The sequence below is a fragment of the Rhizobium sp. ERR 1071 genome, assembly GCF_007828675.1.
Lineage (GTDB): Bacteria > Pseudomonadota > Alphaproteobacteria > Rhizobiales > Rhizobiaceae > Rhizobium > Rhizobium dioscoreae.
In genome coordinates this window covers 60,728-73,897 of sequence record NZ_VITM01000013.1, presented here as the reverse complement: position 1 = coordinate 73,897, position 13,170 = coordinate 60,728, and the positions used below count along the sequence as shown (strand labels likewise).

14 protein-coding genes are annotated in these 13,170 nt (G+C 60.9%); 8 read left to right on the top strand and 6 right to left on the bottom strand.

Features of this window, described 5'->3' with window-relative positions; translation table 11 throughout:
• The first annotated feature begins 7 nt into the window (after nt 1-7).
• Nucleotides 8-1,909: a cobaltochelatase subunit CobT gene (gene cobT, locus FBZ99_RS28860; protein ID WP_113333927.1), complete on the top strand. Its 1,902-nt coding sequence runs from the start codon at nt 8-10 to the stop codon at nt 1,907-1,909.
• 110 nt (nt 1,910-2,019) lie between these two features.
• The gene (locus tag FBZ99_RS28855) at nt 2,020-3,015 is read left to right on the top strand and encodes an esterase-like activity of phytase family protein (protein ID WP_233788801.1); all 996 of its coding nucleotides are present in this window, start codon (nt 2,020-2,022) and stop codon (nt 3,013-3,015) included.
• A gap of 99 nt (nt 3,016-3,114) precedes the next feature.
• Here the strand turns inward: FBZ99_RS28855 and FBZ99_RS28850 are convergent, their stop codons facing one another.
• Together FBZ99_RS28850 and rpmB are read right to left on the bottom strand one after the other, a co-directional pair.
• Nucleotides 3,115-3,750 carry a queuosine precursor transporter gene (locus tag FBZ99_RS28850; RefSeq protein WP_113333929.1) on the bottom strand — a complete coding sequence of 212 codons (636 nt, stop codon included), beginning with the start codon at nt 3,748-3,750 and terminating at the stop codon, nt 3,115-3,117.
• 117 nt (nt 3,751-3,867) lie between these two features.
• Nucleotides 3,868-4,167 carry a 50S ribosomal protein L28 gene (gene rpmB, locus FBZ99_RS28845; RefSeq protein WP_069612914.1) on the bottom strand — a complete coding sequence of 100 codons (300 nt, stop codon included), beginning with the start codon at nt 4,165-4,167 and terminating at the stop codon, nt 3,868-3,870.
• A 237-nt stretch (nt 4,168-4,404) separates the two neighbouring features.
• On the opposite strand from rpmB, the gene FBZ99_RS28840 reads away from it, so the two are divergent.
• Together FBZ99_RS28840 and yddG are read left to right on the top strand one after the other, a co-directional pair.
• Complete coding sequence (locus FBZ99_RS28840) at nt 4,405-5,181, top strand: DUF3108 domain-containing protein (protein ID WP_112336429.1); 777 nt, start codon at nt 4,405-4,407, stop codon at nt 5,179-5,181.
• A 134-nt stretch (nt 5,182-5,315) separates the two neighbouring features.
• Entirely contained in the window at nt 5,316-6,215 is a 900-nt protein-coding gene (gene yddG, locus FBZ99_RS28835) for an aromatic amino acid exporter YddG (protein ID WP_113421385.1), read from the top strand.
• Nucleotides 6,216-6,236: 21 nt separating this feature from the next.
• Here the strand turns inward: yddG and FBZ99_RS28830 are convergent, their stop codons facing one another.
• The 3 genes from FBZ99_RS28830 to gloB form a co-directional block, all read right to left on the bottom strand.
• Entirely contained in the window at nt 6,237-7,394 is a 1,158-nt protein-coding gene (locus tag FBZ99_RS28830) for an esterase (protein ID WP_113421386.1), read from the bottom strand.
• 134 nt (nt 7,395-7,528) lie between these two features.
• Complete coding sequence (locus tag FBZ99_RS28825) at nt 7,529-7,954, bottom strand: cupin domain-containing protein (protein WP_113333931.1); 426 nt, start codon at nt 7,952-7,954, stop codon at nt 7,529-7,531.
• Complete coding sequence (gene gloB / locus FBZ99_RS28820; RefSeq protein ID WP_113421404.1) at nt 7,954-8,724, bottom strand: hydroxyacylglutathione hydrolase; 771 nt, start codon at nt 8,722-8,724, stop codon at nt 7,954-7,956. Before gloB ends, FBZ99_RS28825 begins: the two co-directional genes overlap by 1 nt.
• A 53-nt stretch (nt 8,725-8,777) precedes the next feature.
• On the opposite strand from gloB, the gene FBZ99_RS28815 reads away from it, so the two are divergent.
• From FBZ99_RS28815 to FBZ99_RS28800, 4 genes are all read left to right on the top strand, one after another.
• Entirely contained in the window at nt 8,778-9,557 is a 780-nt protein-coding gene (locus tag FBZ99_RS28815) for a class I SAM-dependent methyltransferase (protein ID WP_145636305.1), read from the top strand.
• Nucleotides 9,558-9,659: 102 nt separating this feature from the next.
• Nucleotides 9,660-10,769 (top strand): histidinol-phosphate transaminase, encoded by a 1,110-nt coding sequence (hisC, locus tag FBZ99_RS28810; protein WP_145636303.1) that lies wholly within the window; start codon nt 9,660-9,662, stop codon nt 10,767-10,769.
• Complete coding sequence (locus tag FBZ99_RS28805; protein WP_145636301.1) at nt 10,766-11,695, top strand: prephenate/arogenate dehydrogenase family protein; 930 nt, start codon at nt 10,766-10,768, stop codon at nt 11,693-11,695. Before hisC ends, FBZ99_RS28805 begins: the two co-directional genes overlap by 4 nt.
• A 27-nt stretch (nt 11,696-11,722) precedes the next feature.
• Nucleotides 11,723-12,151, top strand: a complete 429-nt coding sequence (locus FBZ99_RS28800) for a GNAT family N-acetyltransferase (RefSeq protein ID WP_145636299.1) — start codon at nt 11,723-11,725, stop codon at nt 12,149-12,151.
• A gap of 3 nt (nt 12,152-12,154) precedes the next feature.
• Here FBZ99_RS28800 and FBZ99_RS28795 read toward each other — a convergent pair whose 3' ends face one another.
• Entirely contained in the window at nt 12,155-13,168 is a 1,014-nt protein-coding gene (locus FBZ99_RS28795) for a DUF2125 domain-containing protein (protein ID WP_145636297.1), read from the bottom strand.
• Nucleotides 13,169-13,170 lie beyond the last annotated feature (2 nt).

Genomic DNA, 13,170 nt, shown 5'->3' with positions numbered 1-13,170 from the left:
ACACATCATGTCAGGTCGCGGAGATAATTCCAAAGCGAAGCCGGGCGCCCCGGTGGACATGGAGCCGTTGCGCCGGGCGATCACCGGCTGTGTCCGCTCGATCGCCGGCGATGCCGAGGTCGAGGTGGCCTTTGCCAATGAACGCCCGGGTATGACCGGCGAGCGCATCCGCTTGCCGGAGCTTTCGAAGCGGCCGACAGCCCATGAGCTCGCGGTGACGCGCGGCCTTGGCGATTCGATGGCCCTGCGGCTTGCCTGTCACGATGCCCGCGTCCATGCCGTCATGGCGCCGCAAGGCGCGGACGCCCGCTCGATCTTCGATGCTGTGGAGCAGGCGCGTGTCGAATCGATCGGCTCGCTGCGCATGAGCGGTGTTGCCGCCAACCTCAACTCCATGAATACGGAGAAATACGCCAAGGCGAATTTCTCCGGCATCGAACGGCGCGAGGATGCGCCGATCGGTGAAGCCATGGCGATGATCGTGCGCGAGAAGCTGACCGGCCAGAAGCCGCCGGAAACTGCCGGCAAGGTGCTCGATCTCTGGCGCCCCTTCATCGAGGAAAAGACCGGCGGTCAACTCGACAATCTGCTGTCTGCCATCAACGACCAGCAGAGCTTCGCCCGTGTCGTCCGCAACATGCTGACGGCTATGGAAATGGCCGAGGAGTATGGCGACGAGCAGTCGGAACCCGATAGCGACGACCAGCAGAGCGAAGAGGACAAGCCGAGCGGCGAGGATCAGAACGACGACGACGTCAAGGAAGACGAAGGCGCCGACGCCGCCCCAGCCGAAGATAGCGAAGCTTCCGACGAGCAGATGGAAGACGGTGCGACCGAAGACGGCGGCGAGATCTCCGACGACGATATGAGCGAAGAGGGCGAGGAAGATTCGGAAACGCCGGGCGAAACCCGTCGCCCGAACACGCCTTTCGCCGACTTCAACGAGAAGGTCGACTATCACGTCTATACGGAGGAGTTCGACGAAACCACGACGGCGCAGGAATTGTGCGACGTGGCCGAACTCGAGCGCCTGCGTGCCTTCCTCGACAAGCAGCTTGCCCATCTGCAGGGCGCCGTGGGCCGGCTCGCCAACCGCCTGCAGCGCCGCCTGATGGCGCAGCAGAACCGCTCCTGGGACTTCGATCTGGAAGAGGGCTATCTCGATCCGGCACGCCTGCCGCGGCTGATCATCGATCCGATGCAGGCGCTGTCCTTCAAGATGGAGCGCGATACGCAGTTCCGCGACACGGTGGTGACGCTGCTGATCGACAATTCCGGCTCGATGCGCGGTCGTCCGATCACGGTTGCCGCCTCCTGTGCCGATATTCTGGCCCGCACGCTCGAGCGCTGCGGTGTGAAGGTCGAGATTCTCGGCTTTACCACCAAGGCGTGGAAGGGCGGCCAAGCGCGTGAAAAGTGGCTGGCCAGCGGCAAGCCGCAAACCCCGGGCCGGTTGAACGACCTGCGCCACATCATCTACAAGTCCGCGGACGAGCCCTATCGACGGTCTCGCAGCAACCTCGGGCTGATGATGCGCGAAGGCCTGCTCAAGGAAAACATCGACGGCGAAGCGCTGATCTGGGCGCATAACCGCCTGCTCGGACGCCGTGAACAACGCCGCATCCTGATGATGATCTCGGATGGTGCGCCGGTCGATGATTCCACGCTGTCGGTCAACCCGGGCAATTATCTGGAACGGCATCTGCGCGCCGTCATCGACCAGATCGAGACGCGCTCGCCGGTGGAATTGCTTGCCATCGGTATTGGCCATGATGTCACGCGCTACTATCGCCGCGCCGTCACCATCGTCGATGCCGACGAACTGGCCGGCGCCATGACAGAACAGCTTGCCTCGCTTTTCGAGGATCAGACGAGCATGCCGCGCTCGCGCATGCGCCGCGCCAGCTGAGCCCGCTGTGGCGTTTATCGGCATCGGCCTTATGGCCGGTGTCGTTTTCGGACGAGATCGCCGGTTCGCGACGCTGGCCGGTTGCCGCGAAATCCGTGTGTTTCATTGCGATGGTCGCGGGTCTGCTTTCGGGCTGCGGTTCCGGAAATGACGCCGACGAGCGTGGCAAGGCGGCAATTCAGGCCCAGGTCATTTCCACCTTCAAACGAGGCTCGGATCAAACGCGCTTCGGCGCGCTGGAATTTCTCGGCGGTCTTGAGTTCAGCTCGGACAATGCGTTTCTCGGCGCTGTTTCGGCCATTCGTTTTCGTGACGATCAACGGCGGTTCATTTCGGTCCTGGATACCGGCCACTGGTTCACCGGCACCATCGAACGCGACCAGGAGGGGCGGCTGAAGGGGATCAGCGATGCGCGGATTGCGCCTATGATCGACCGCTTCGGCGAGACGGATGCGGGCGATGGGGTCATGGATGCCGAAGGCTTGGCGCTGCGCGGCAATCACGTCCTCGTCAGCTATGAACAATATCACCGCGTCGATGCCTATCCCGATCCAGGCTTTGAGATTTCGCCGCCCGATGGCAGCATGCCCGTTCCTATCCCGAGATGGGAACTGCGGTCCAATCGCAGCCTCGAGGCACTGATGATCGCGCCGCAGTCGAGCCCGCTTGCCGGCGGGGCTGTCATCGTCGCCGAAGACAGTCTGGACGATCAGGGTAATCTGTTCGCCGCCGTTCTGGACGGGCCGCTTCAGGGGCGCTTCACCGTGAGACGCCATGGCGGCTTCAATGTCAGCGACGGCGTCTTTCTGCCTGATGGTGACCTATTGCTGCTGGAGCGGCGCTTCGGGCTGATCCATGGCCTCGGCGTGCGTATCCGCCGCATCGTCGGTGCTCACATCAAGCCGGGCGCTGTCGTGGACGGCAAGGTGATTTTCGCGGCTGGCTCGGGAGATCAGATCGACAATATGGAGGGCCTGGATGTCTTCCACGCTGCCGATGGCTCCCTGCATCTTGTCATGGTCTCGGATGACAACCATTCAATTCTGCAGCGCAGCCTGATGCTGGAGTTCAAGCTGCATGATGACAATATCGTCAGCCAGAATTGAGAGCGGGCGAGCGGTCTGGTTCTCGGCCGCTGGCCATCCTTCTTTATCAGGAAATGGTGCCGCGCGTCATATTGAGTCGCGCAGCGGATCATTTGGCTGTCAGGCAGTCGGCGCCTGCGACATCGGCTTCAGCATGTTCATCAGCGCGCCATAGGGCAGCAGCATCACGAGGCCGACGGTCACCTTGACTGAGAAATCGCCGATCGCCCAGGATACCCAGCGCGGGGCCGAGGTGGAGAAAGCGCCGAGGATCGGAGCCCAATCGATCGCGAAGGGATCGTTCGGGCCGAAGAAGACGAAGAAGGGCGCGAAGGCGAAGGAGAAGAAGATCAGAGTGTCCAGCATCGAGCCGATGAGCGAACCGAACAGCGGCGCGCGCCACCAGGCCATGCGGCGCAGGCGGTTGAAGACCGAGATGTCGAGCAGCTGGCCGGCAAGATAGGCCGAACCGGAGGCGATCGCGATGCGCGGCTGGGCCGTGTAGAACGACAGCGCGACACCGACGACGAAGCCGGCAAAGACGACCTTGCGCGCGGCCTTGGGGCCGAACTGGCGGTTGGTCAGATCAGTGATGAGGAAGGCGACTGGATAGGTGAAGGCACCCCAGGTGAGGATATCCGCGAGATTGATGCCGGCGAGGCTGACCTGCAGCGGATACTGCACGAGGATGTTGGAAGCGACGACGACCAGCGTCATCAGCAGAACGTAGATAAGGGTATGACGTATCGTCAGCATTTTTTTATCCTGGGAGATGCCACCAGTTGAAAGAAACCGGACATGGAAAAGGGCTTGTCCGGATATGATCCGTACAAGCCTCTTAGCCGGTATGAAATCGCGAAATGCTAGCGCCGCTTAGGCAGCAACGGCAGCTTCAGCGGACTTCTTGACGATCTGGCGACGCAGCAGGCGAGCGCGCATGCTGAGTTCGTTTTCGCTTGCCTTCAGGAGGAAAGCGTCCAGACCACCGCGATGCTCGACCGAACGCAGCGCTGCAGCGGAAACGCGCAGGCGATAGCGCTGGCCGAGAACGTCGGAAATCAGCGTGACCTGGCAGAGGTTCGGCAGGAACCGACGCTTGGTCTTGTTGTTGGCGTGGCTAACGTTGTTGCCCACGAGGACGGCCTTGCCGGTCAATTCGCACATGCGGGACATGGTACACCTACTTTTGTTTTTCTCGGCCATCGGATAGACATACCGGGCAAAACCCGGCGCGCAATCCAACAGGCCATAATTGGAAAGTTGCGGTTCTATAGTCAGAGAGGCTGGCCCCGTCAAGCCAAACCTTGTGTTTTCCCGCAATTCCGTCAAAAAGCTGCTGTTGTCTGACGCTCGCAGCAGGCGAGCAAAGCAACTATATAACTTGCCTGATCCTCGTTGAAGGCCCTGATCATGGTTCAAATTCGGAAGTGGCTTCTTATTTCAGCGATCGTCGCGTCAATGCCGTCGATGGCACTGGCCGACGTGCTGCGGCATGAAACGCGCTATCGCGTTTCGCTGGCCGGCCTGCCGATCGCCAGGGCGGATTTCAAGACCGAGGTCACGGGCAAACAGTTCACCATTCGCGGCGATATCACCTCGGCAGGCCTTGCGGATCTCGTTACCTCGATCGATGCGAAGACCGATGTGACTGGGGTCGTCAACGACAGTAAGCTGCAGGCGACCCACTACACGCTCTTCTACAAGAGCGGGAAGAAAGAGCGCACCTATGATGTCGCCTATACCAACGGCAATGTGACGTCGAATACGATCACGCCCGAGCCGAAGCGTCCGGACACCTGGGTCCCCATCACGGAAAGCGACTTGAAGTCCGTGCTCGATCCGATATCGGGCATGATCTTCCCGATCACGCCCAGCCTGAACCTCTGCAACCAGACGCTGGCCGTCTTCGATGGCGAGATGCGCATGGATCTGAAGCTGTCGCCAAAGGGATCGCATCCTTTCTCGACCGATGGCTTCAAGGGCAAGACCATTGCCTGTGGCGTGCGCTTCACGCCGAAGAGCGGCTACAAGAGCACCCGCAAGGATTATCTTTACCTCGCCAAGAGCGACAATATGGAGATCTGGTTCGCCAAGGCGGATACGATGAATGTCTATGCCCCGGTCTACGTCCGCATCCCGACGCAATACGGAACGGTGACGATTACGGCCGTAAAATACGGCAGCTAGACCGGCTGCTGTTTCACGGAAACGCTTGACGATTCTCGCCGTTGTTTCTACGCAATTCACGAAAATTGCTGTACATTTTCGTGGAATTGCTTTGGCGGGCTGGGGACGTCCGCGGCGATAAGCTGGGGGCAGGGATGAAATTTCGCGCGACGTTGACAGGCTTTTCAGCCATTCTGATGTGGTCGTTTCTGGCGCTTTTGACCGTTGCCTCCGGCAAGATGCCACCCTTCCAGCTGCTCGCCGTCTGCTTTGCGATCGGCAGCATTCCGGGCATCATCGTTCTTCTGTTGAGGCCCGAGCGGTTGCAGCTGCTGCGCCAGCCGGCCAAGGTCTGGATCACAGGTATTGCCGGCTTGTTCGGCTACCACTTTCTCTATTTCACGGCATTGCGTCACGCGCCGGCGGTGGAGGCGGGCCTGATTGCCTATCTCTGGCCATTGCTGATCGTCGTCGGCTCCGCATTGCTGCCAGGTGAGCGGCTGCGCTGGTATCATATTGTCGGCGCACTGATGGGGCTTGCGGGCACGGTTCTGATCGTCGGCCGCAACGGCTTTCATTTCGAAGGCGCCTATGCCGTCGGCTATGGCGCGGCGTTTCTCTGTGCCTTCACCTGGTCGGGCTATTCCTTGATAACGCGCCGCTTCGAGGCCGTTTCTACAGATGTCGTCACCATCTTCTGTCTGGTCACGTCGATTCTCTCCTTTTTCTGCCACCTTGGCCTGGAGGAGACGATCTGGCCGGAGAGCATCTCCCAGTGGATCGCCGTTCTCGGCCTTGGCCTTTTTCCGGTCGGAGCCGCCTTCTATGCCTGGGATTATGGCGTCAAGAACGGCGATATCCAGATCCTCGGCGCGGCAAGCTATGCCGCACCGCTGCTCTCGACGCTGATCCTGACGTTGTTCGGTTTTGCCGAGCCGAGCTGGGGCATTGCGCTTGCTTGCCTGCTCGTGACGGGAGGTGCGGTGCTGGCCGCCCATCGCATGATCCTGCGCCGGGATGATGTCGTGCGGACGCAGGCGGAAGCGGCGGAATAGCTCCGCCGCCCTCGCTGCCGTTTATTTCTTGAAGACTTTTTCCAGGAAGGCCGCGAGCGACGGCCGCCAGACATCCATCTCATGCTGGAGGTCGGGGTATTCATGGTATTCGTGCTTGATCTTCTTGGCGTCGAGTGTCGCCTTCAAGCCGGCTACGTCCTTGCCGACGATCTGATCCTTGCTGCCGACGGTCACTGTGAAATTATGCAGCGCCTTGTTGATCTTTTCCGGTTCGTTCAGCACGGCATCGACTGTCTTGTTCGGGACGGTCGTCGTGCTGACGCCGCTGAAGGTTGCGACCCAGCCGAAGGTATCCAGATGTGAAAGGCCGGATACGAGAGCCTGATAGCCGCCCTGCGACAAGCCGGCAACGGCGCGGCCGCTCGCCTCGTTTCGCACCCGATAATGCTTCTTCATGTAGGGGATAAGGTCTTCCGTCAGCTCGCGATCGGCTGCCTCGGCATTGGCCGGATAGAAATTCGCGCGACGATCGGCGGCGGGGAAGTTTTCGGCGATCGCATTCGGCACGTCGGTTTCCGTATCCGGAATGACGACGATCATCGGCTCGATCTTCTTTTCGGCAAGGAGATTGTCGAGGATCTGCGGCGCGCGGCCCTGGAGCACCCAGGACCCCACGGTATCGCCGAAGCCGTGATAGAGGTAGAGCACCGGCAGCGGCTTGGAGGAATCGGTGTAGCCGGGCGGCGTGTAGACATACATCTGCCGTTCCGAATCGAGCGCCTTGGAATGCAGGGTCACCAGCCGCAGGTCGCCATGCGGCACGTTGCGGATATCAAGAATGCTGCCGGGCACTAGGATCAGGCTGGTATTGACCTGCCGTTGCGGCTTCGGCGCATTGGTGCCGGTGTCGATGCTGCGGAAGCCGTCGACGTTGAAGTAATATTCGTAGAGGTTCGGCTTCAGCACCTCCGTCTTCGCGCTCCATGTGCCATCGTCGCTGCGTTGCATGGCGAGGGGATCGCGCGAGCCCAAAGTGACCGAAACCGCTTTTGCCGCCGGCGCATAGAGGCGGAAGGTGATAGACCCATCCTTCTCTACCGCGGTCACGAAGTTCTTCAGTGGCTTGTCGGCCGGCGGCGAGGCCGGAGCATCAAGGGCAAAGACAGGGGCGCTCATGACGCAGCCTGCTGCGACGAGCAAAGGAAACAACAAACGCACGAAAAAACCTCCTCCGGATGAATCAATTTTCACTTTCCCCGTGTAAAGCTGACACAGCGCGTCGCTTTTTCAAGACCGTCGCTGCGCGCTGTCTGGCCGCATCCTGCGTGATGTCAATGAAAGGTAGAAAAGGGTCAGTCTGAGGCCGGCTTCCAGTCAGGTGGCGCCATCTCGAAGCTCGAAAATTCGAAGCCGGGTGCGACCGTGCAGCCGACGAGCGTGAATTGCCCGAGGCTTTCGGCCGACTGCCACCAGTTGGCCGGAATGATCGCCTGCGGGCGCTCGCCCTTTGCCAGATCCATGCCGAGAACGAGTTTTTCACTCGCCTTGCCGTCGGCCGAGCGATGCAAAGCGAGGGGGGCGCCGGCATAGTAGTGCCAGACCTCGGCGGCGTCGTGCACCCGATGCCAGTGCGAGCGCTCGCCCGCCTCCAGCAGATAGTAGATGGCGGTGGAGTGGCCTCTCGTGCCGCCGTTCTCGTCGCGAAACGTCTGCACGTACCAGCCGCCTTCCGGATGCCGCTGCATGGAAAGCGTTTCGATGATCTCTTTTGCCTGCATCAGAAATTGTCCTTGCGCTTGCGGATCTCGGCGAAGACTTCTTCGTTGCTGCGGCTTTCCATCAGCAGATGGCGGCGGATTGCCGGATCGGCGGCGCGCAGGAACGGGTTCGTTTCCTTCTCAAGCGCCAATGTCGTCGGGATGGTGAACTTACCCTCCGCTCTCAATGCCTCGATATCGGCGGCGCGCGCCTTCAGCCGCTCATTGTCGGGATCGATGGTCAGTGCGAAGCGGGCGTTGGAGAGCGTATATTCATGGCCGAAATAGACGGCTGTTTCATCCGGCAGCACGGCGAGCTTCTGCAGCGAGGCCCACATATCCGCTGCCGGCCGTTCGAACAGGCGGCCGCAGCCGAGCGCAAACAGCGTATCGGCAGCAAAGAGCAGCTTGTCGTCGGCAAAATGATAGCAGACATGGCCGGCGGTATGCCCGGGCGTTTCGATGACATTGACCGTATGGCCGGCGAACTCGAACGTATCCCCATCAGCGACGGCGCGATCGAGGCCCGGAATGGCGACGGCCTCGTTGATCGGGCCGATGATCTCGCAGCCGAACTGCTCCTTCAGCGCCAGGTTGCCCTCGACGTGATCGGTATGGTGATGCGTGGTCAGGATATGGCTGATGGTCCAGCCACGACGATCAGCGGCCTTCAGGATCGCATCTGCTTCCGGAGCGTCGATCGATGCCGTCAATCCGGTTTCGGGATCATGGACCAAGACGCCGTAATTGTCGGAACGGCAGATAAAAATCTCTAATTCCAATGGTTTCATGATCGAAATCGTCCTCATCTTTTCCGTGAGTAGAGAATGTAAGCCGTTCGGCCTTGAAGTCCAACGTTCGGCTGATAACATTTGTTTCGATGCATACCGATATTGTCGATCTCCGCCAGTTTTATCATTCCGAGCTTGGTCGCTTGGCGGAGCAGTCGATTGCCATGGCGCTTTCTTCCATCTGGGCACGTATGCCGGAGGAGCGGCTCGTCGGCCTTGGCTATGCCGTGCCCTATCTCGATCGTTTTCGTGCCGATACCGAACGCACTTTCGCCTTCATGCCGGCGGGGCAGGGCGCGGTGAACTGGCCTATGGGGTCGGCCTCGACGACAGCATTGATCTTCGATGAGGAATTGCCGCTGCCCGACAGTTCGATCGACCGCGTGCTGATGGTGCATTCTCTGGAGTTCGCTGAAAGCCCGCGCGAGACGCTGAAAGAGCTTTGGCGCGTTCTGGCGCCCGGCGGCCGGCTTGTTATTGTCGTGCCGAACCGAACCGGCGTGTGGGCGCGCATGGAGCATACGCCGTTCGGCTCCGGCCGGCCCTATTCGCGCGGCCAGCTGACGTCGCTGCTGCGCGAAACAAACTTCACGCCCGGCGCGACCGCCGAAGCGCTGTTCTTTCCGCCCTCGAAGCTGCGCACGGTGCTGCGGCTGCGCCGCGCATTCGAGCGGGTTGGCCGCACCCTGTGGCCGGCGTTTTCCGGCGTCATCATCGTCGAGGCGCAGAAACGGCTTTATCAGGGCCTGCCCGTTGCCGTTCGTGCCTCGCGCCGCGTCTTCGTGCCGGTGCTGGCACCGCGTGGCATACCGACGACGCGCGATGGCGCGTGACGCTTTCGTCGTAGCGCCGACACTCGACAAATTTGTCAATCCGCATTAATGCGACGGGGTGTCATAAACCGGAATTTTCCGGCGCTTCCCAAGGTCGATCCCATGAGCATGGAAATGAGCAAGCCCGTCCCGCGTCCCGGCATCCTCGATATCGCGGCCTATGTGCCGGGCAAGGAGCATGCGCCGGGCGTTGCGCGCGTGTTCAAGCTCTCCTCGAACGAGACGCCGCTTGGCGCCAGCCCCAAGGCCATCGAAGCCTTCCGGGGCGCTGCCGGCAATCTCGAGCGCTATCCGGACGGACAGGCCAAGGAATTGCGCCAGGCGATCGCCGATGTGCATGGGCTGAATGTGGCCAATATCCTCTGCGGCGCCGGCTCGGACGAGTTGCTTGGCCTGCTCTGCCACACCTATCTCGGCACCGGTGACGAAGGCATCATCACCGAACACGGCTTCCTGGTTTACAAGATCCAGATCATGGCCGCCGGCGCGACGCCGGTCACCGTTAAGGAGAAGGATTGCACCGTCGATGTCGACGCGATCCTCGCGGCAGTCACGGAGAAGACCAAGATGGTCTTCATCGCCAATCCCGGCAATCCGACTGGAACCTATGTGCCGGTCAGCGAGATCCGTCGCCTGCAGGCGAGCCTCCCGAAGCATGTCATTCTCGTGCTCGACGCGGCCTATGCCGAATATGTTCGCCGCAACGATTACGAAGCCGGCCTTGAGCTCGTTTCGGCGAACCAGAATGTCGTCATGACCCGTACCTTCTCCAAGGTCTATGGCCTGGCAGCCCTTCGTATCGGCTGGATGTACGGGCCTGTCGATATCATCGATGCGATCAACCGCGTGCGTGCTCCGTTCAATCTGAACAGCGCCGCCATTGCCGCCGGAGCGGCTGCCATTCGCGATCTGGCCTTTACGGAAAAGGCTGTGGCACACAACACGCTCTGGATCGAGAAGATGACGGCTGCGCTCGAAGCCCTGGGCCTCAGGGTGACGCCGTCGGTTGCGAATTTCGTCCTGATCCATTTCCCCGATAGCGACGGCAAGCGTGCGGCCGAGGCCGATGATTTCCTGACGAGCCGCGGCTATATCCTGCGCGCTGTGCGCGCCTACGGCTTCCCGAATTCGCTGCGCCTGAGCATCGGTACCGAAGAGGCCAATCTCGGCGTCATCGACGCTCTGACCGAGTTTATGGGACGCAAGGCATGAGCAACATCCAGTTCGATCGCATTGCGTTGATCGGCATCGGCCTGATCGGCTCCTCCATCGCCCACGACATCAAGCGCCTCGGTATCGCAAAGGAAGTGGTGATCTCGACACGCAGCGCCGAGACGCTGAAGCGTGCTGAGGAGCTGAAGCTCGGCGACCGCTATACGCCGTCGTCGGCCGAAGCAGTGAAAGGCGCCGATCTCGTTATCGTTTCCGTGCCTGTGGGCGCCTCCGAGAGCGTCGCCAAAGAAATCGCGGCGCATCTGAAGCCGGGCGCCATCGTCACGGATGTCGGTTCGACCAAGGCGTCGGTTATTGCGCAGATGCAGCCGCATATGCCGTCCAACGTGTATTTCATTCCGGGCCATCCGCTCGCAGGTACGGAGAAATCCGGTCCGGATGCCGGTTTTCCTGGGCTGTTCAAGGGGCGCTGGTGCATCTTCACGCCAGTTCCGGGCACGGACGAGACCGCGATCAAGACGCTGCGCACCTTCTGGGAAACCTTGGGCTCCCGTGTCGACGAGATGGATCCGGAGCATCACGACAAGGTGCTGGCGATCGTCTCGCATCTGCCGCATCTGATCGCCTATAACATTGTCGGGACCGCCGACGATCTGGAGACGGTGACCGAATCGGAAGTCATCAAATATTCCGCCTCCGGCTTCCGTGACTTCACGCGCCTCGCCGCGTCCGATCCGACCATGTGGCGCGACGTCTGCCTGCACAATCGCGATGCCATTCTGGAGATGCTGTCGCGCTTCTCCGAGGATCTGGCATCGCTGCAGCGTGCCATCCGCTGGGGCGACGGCGACAAGATCTTCGAACTTTTCACCCGCACCCGCGCCATCCGCCGTTCAATCGTCGAAGCCGGCCAGGACGTCGACGTGCCGGACTTCGGCCGTCATGCGCTGGATGTGAAGGAATAGGCATCCCTATACGACGGAGGGGCGCTTATGATCGTCAGGCGCGCGCGTTCCGAAGATTTGTCCTGGCTCCTTGAGCATGATGACGCCAGTGAAGACTGGATTGGGCGCTGCATTGCGTTCGGTGAATATTTTGTGGCCGAGCGGGATGGCAAACTCCTCGGCTTCCTGCGCTTCAGCCGCTTTTGGGGCAAGATACCCTATATGGATATGATCCGCGTGCTGCCGCTACACCGGCGCGAGGGTCTCGGAACTGCTCTGTTCCACGCCTGGGAAAGCGCCATGATCGACGAGGGCGCCAAGCATCTGATGACATCGAGCGAATGGGCGCAAGCCGAGCCACAGGCCTGGCACCGCCGCAACGGCTTCAAGCCAGCTGGCAGCATCGACCTCCGTATCGTCCAGCCGACCCCGGAGATATTCTTTGTGAAGGATATCTCCGACGCCCGCAGAGGATAGGCTTCAGATCGGCGGGATCTTTCCGAGCGGGATGAAGCCGCTGAGTGAGAGGCGACCTCGATCGGCGGTGAGATCGACGGAGACCTTATCCGCGCCATTGGCCAGCGCCTTCAGCATCTTCGTCGCCGTCTTGATGATGTTCTTGGCGGCGGGAAGCGTCGTGGTCAGGCTATCGCCCCAGGGCCCGATCTGATTGATCTCCAGCTTGAACTGCCCGGACAGAAAACCCTCATCGTCAAAGTTGAAAGGTCCGGAAAGCGTCATGATGCGGCCATCGCCGATATCGATGACGGCCTGATGCAGCATGCCTGCCGAGCCGCGAAGCCCCTCCCGGTCGCTGCCATCGAGCAGGCCGGCCTTGCCGGACAGCGTCACCTTGGCGCTGGTCGATGCGGTGGGCAATGTCTGCGGGAAGTCTTTGATGACGGCATTGGCATTTTCGACGCCGATCGCGAAATCCAGATCGCTGCCATTCTGATTGGCGTGCATCTCCGTGTGGGCAGCGGTGACATTAAGGCTCTGGCCGGTGACGGAGGAGACGATGCCGGCCTTCAGCCCTTCGATGACAGTCTGAGTCTGAGCGACGCCGCGGCCCTTGGCGATAAGGTTCGATTGCAGATCGGCCCATTCGGCCGATACGGTCAGGCCTTCCGTCGTGCGCAACTCCGCGGGGGATTTCAGGCTCCAGCTCACATGGTTGGGTTGGAAGACCGGTGCGGAGGCGCTGAGCCTGTCGAAATTGGTGGAGACGCCGCGCGTCGGGTTGTCGACCGTCACCGTGTCGCAGGTCAGGCCTATGGAGAAGGGGAAGCCGTTGAAGGCCATGTTCTCGCATTTGCCGGCAATGCCGGCGCTGTTCTGCTGGCCGAGCGCCTTCAGGACATTGGTCCTGACGAAACTGGTCGCATAGTACCAACCGCCAGTGTAAAGACCGGCTAGAACCACCACAAGCCCAAAAAGGATGAGCCACAGACGCTTGCCTCGACCGGTCGTTACGCTCTGGCTTGACGCTGCCATGT

Coding starts and splice junctions, on each gene's coding strand:
- rpmB (WP_069612914.1), bottom strand. CDS start 4,167: ATGTCCCGCATGTGCGAATTGACCGGCAAGGCCGTCCTCGTGGGCAAC.
- gloB (WP_113421404.1), bottom strand. CDS start 8,724: ATGAAACCATTGGAATTAGAGATTTTTATCTGCCGTTCCGACAATTAC.
- FBZ99_RS28800 (WP_145636299.1), top strand. CDS start 11,723: ATGATCGTCAGGCGCGCGCGTTCCGAAGATTTGTCCTGGCTCCTTGAG.
- FBZ99_RS28805 (WP_145636301.1), top strand. CDS start 10,766: ATGAGCAACATCCAGTTCGATCGCATTGCGTTGATCGGCATCGGCCTG.
- yddG (WP_113421385.1), top strand. CDS start 5,316: ATGAAATTTCGCGCGACGTTGACAGGCTTTTCAGCCATTCTGATGTGG.
- FBZ99_RS28840 (WP_112336429.1), top strand. CDS start 4,405: ATGGTTCAAATTCGGAAGTGGCTTCTTATTTCAGCGATCGTCGCGTCA.
- hisC (WP_145636303.1), top strand. CDS start 9,660: ATGAGCATGGAAATGAGCAAGCCCGTCCCGCGTCCCGGCATCCTCGAT.
- FBZ99_RS28825 (WP_113333931.1), bottom strand. CDS start 7,954: ATGCAGGCAAAAGAGATCATCGAAACGCTTTCCATGCAGCGGCATCCG.
- FBZ99_RS28855 (WP_233788801.1), top strand. CDS start 2,020: ATGGTCGCGGGTCTGCTTTCGGGCTGCGGTTCCGGAAATGACGCCGAC.
- FBZ99_RS28850 (WP_113333929.1), bottom strand. CDS start 3,750: ATGCTGACGATACGTCATACCCTTATCTACGTTCTGCTGATGACGCTG.
- FBZ99_RS28795 (WP_145636297.1), bottom strand. CDS start 13,168: ATGGCAGCGTCAAGCCAGAGCGTAACGACCGGTCGAGGCAAGCGTCTG.
- cobT (WP_113333927.1), top strand. CDS start 8: ATGTCAGGTCGCGGAGATAATTCCAAAGCGAAGCCGGGCGCCCCGGTG.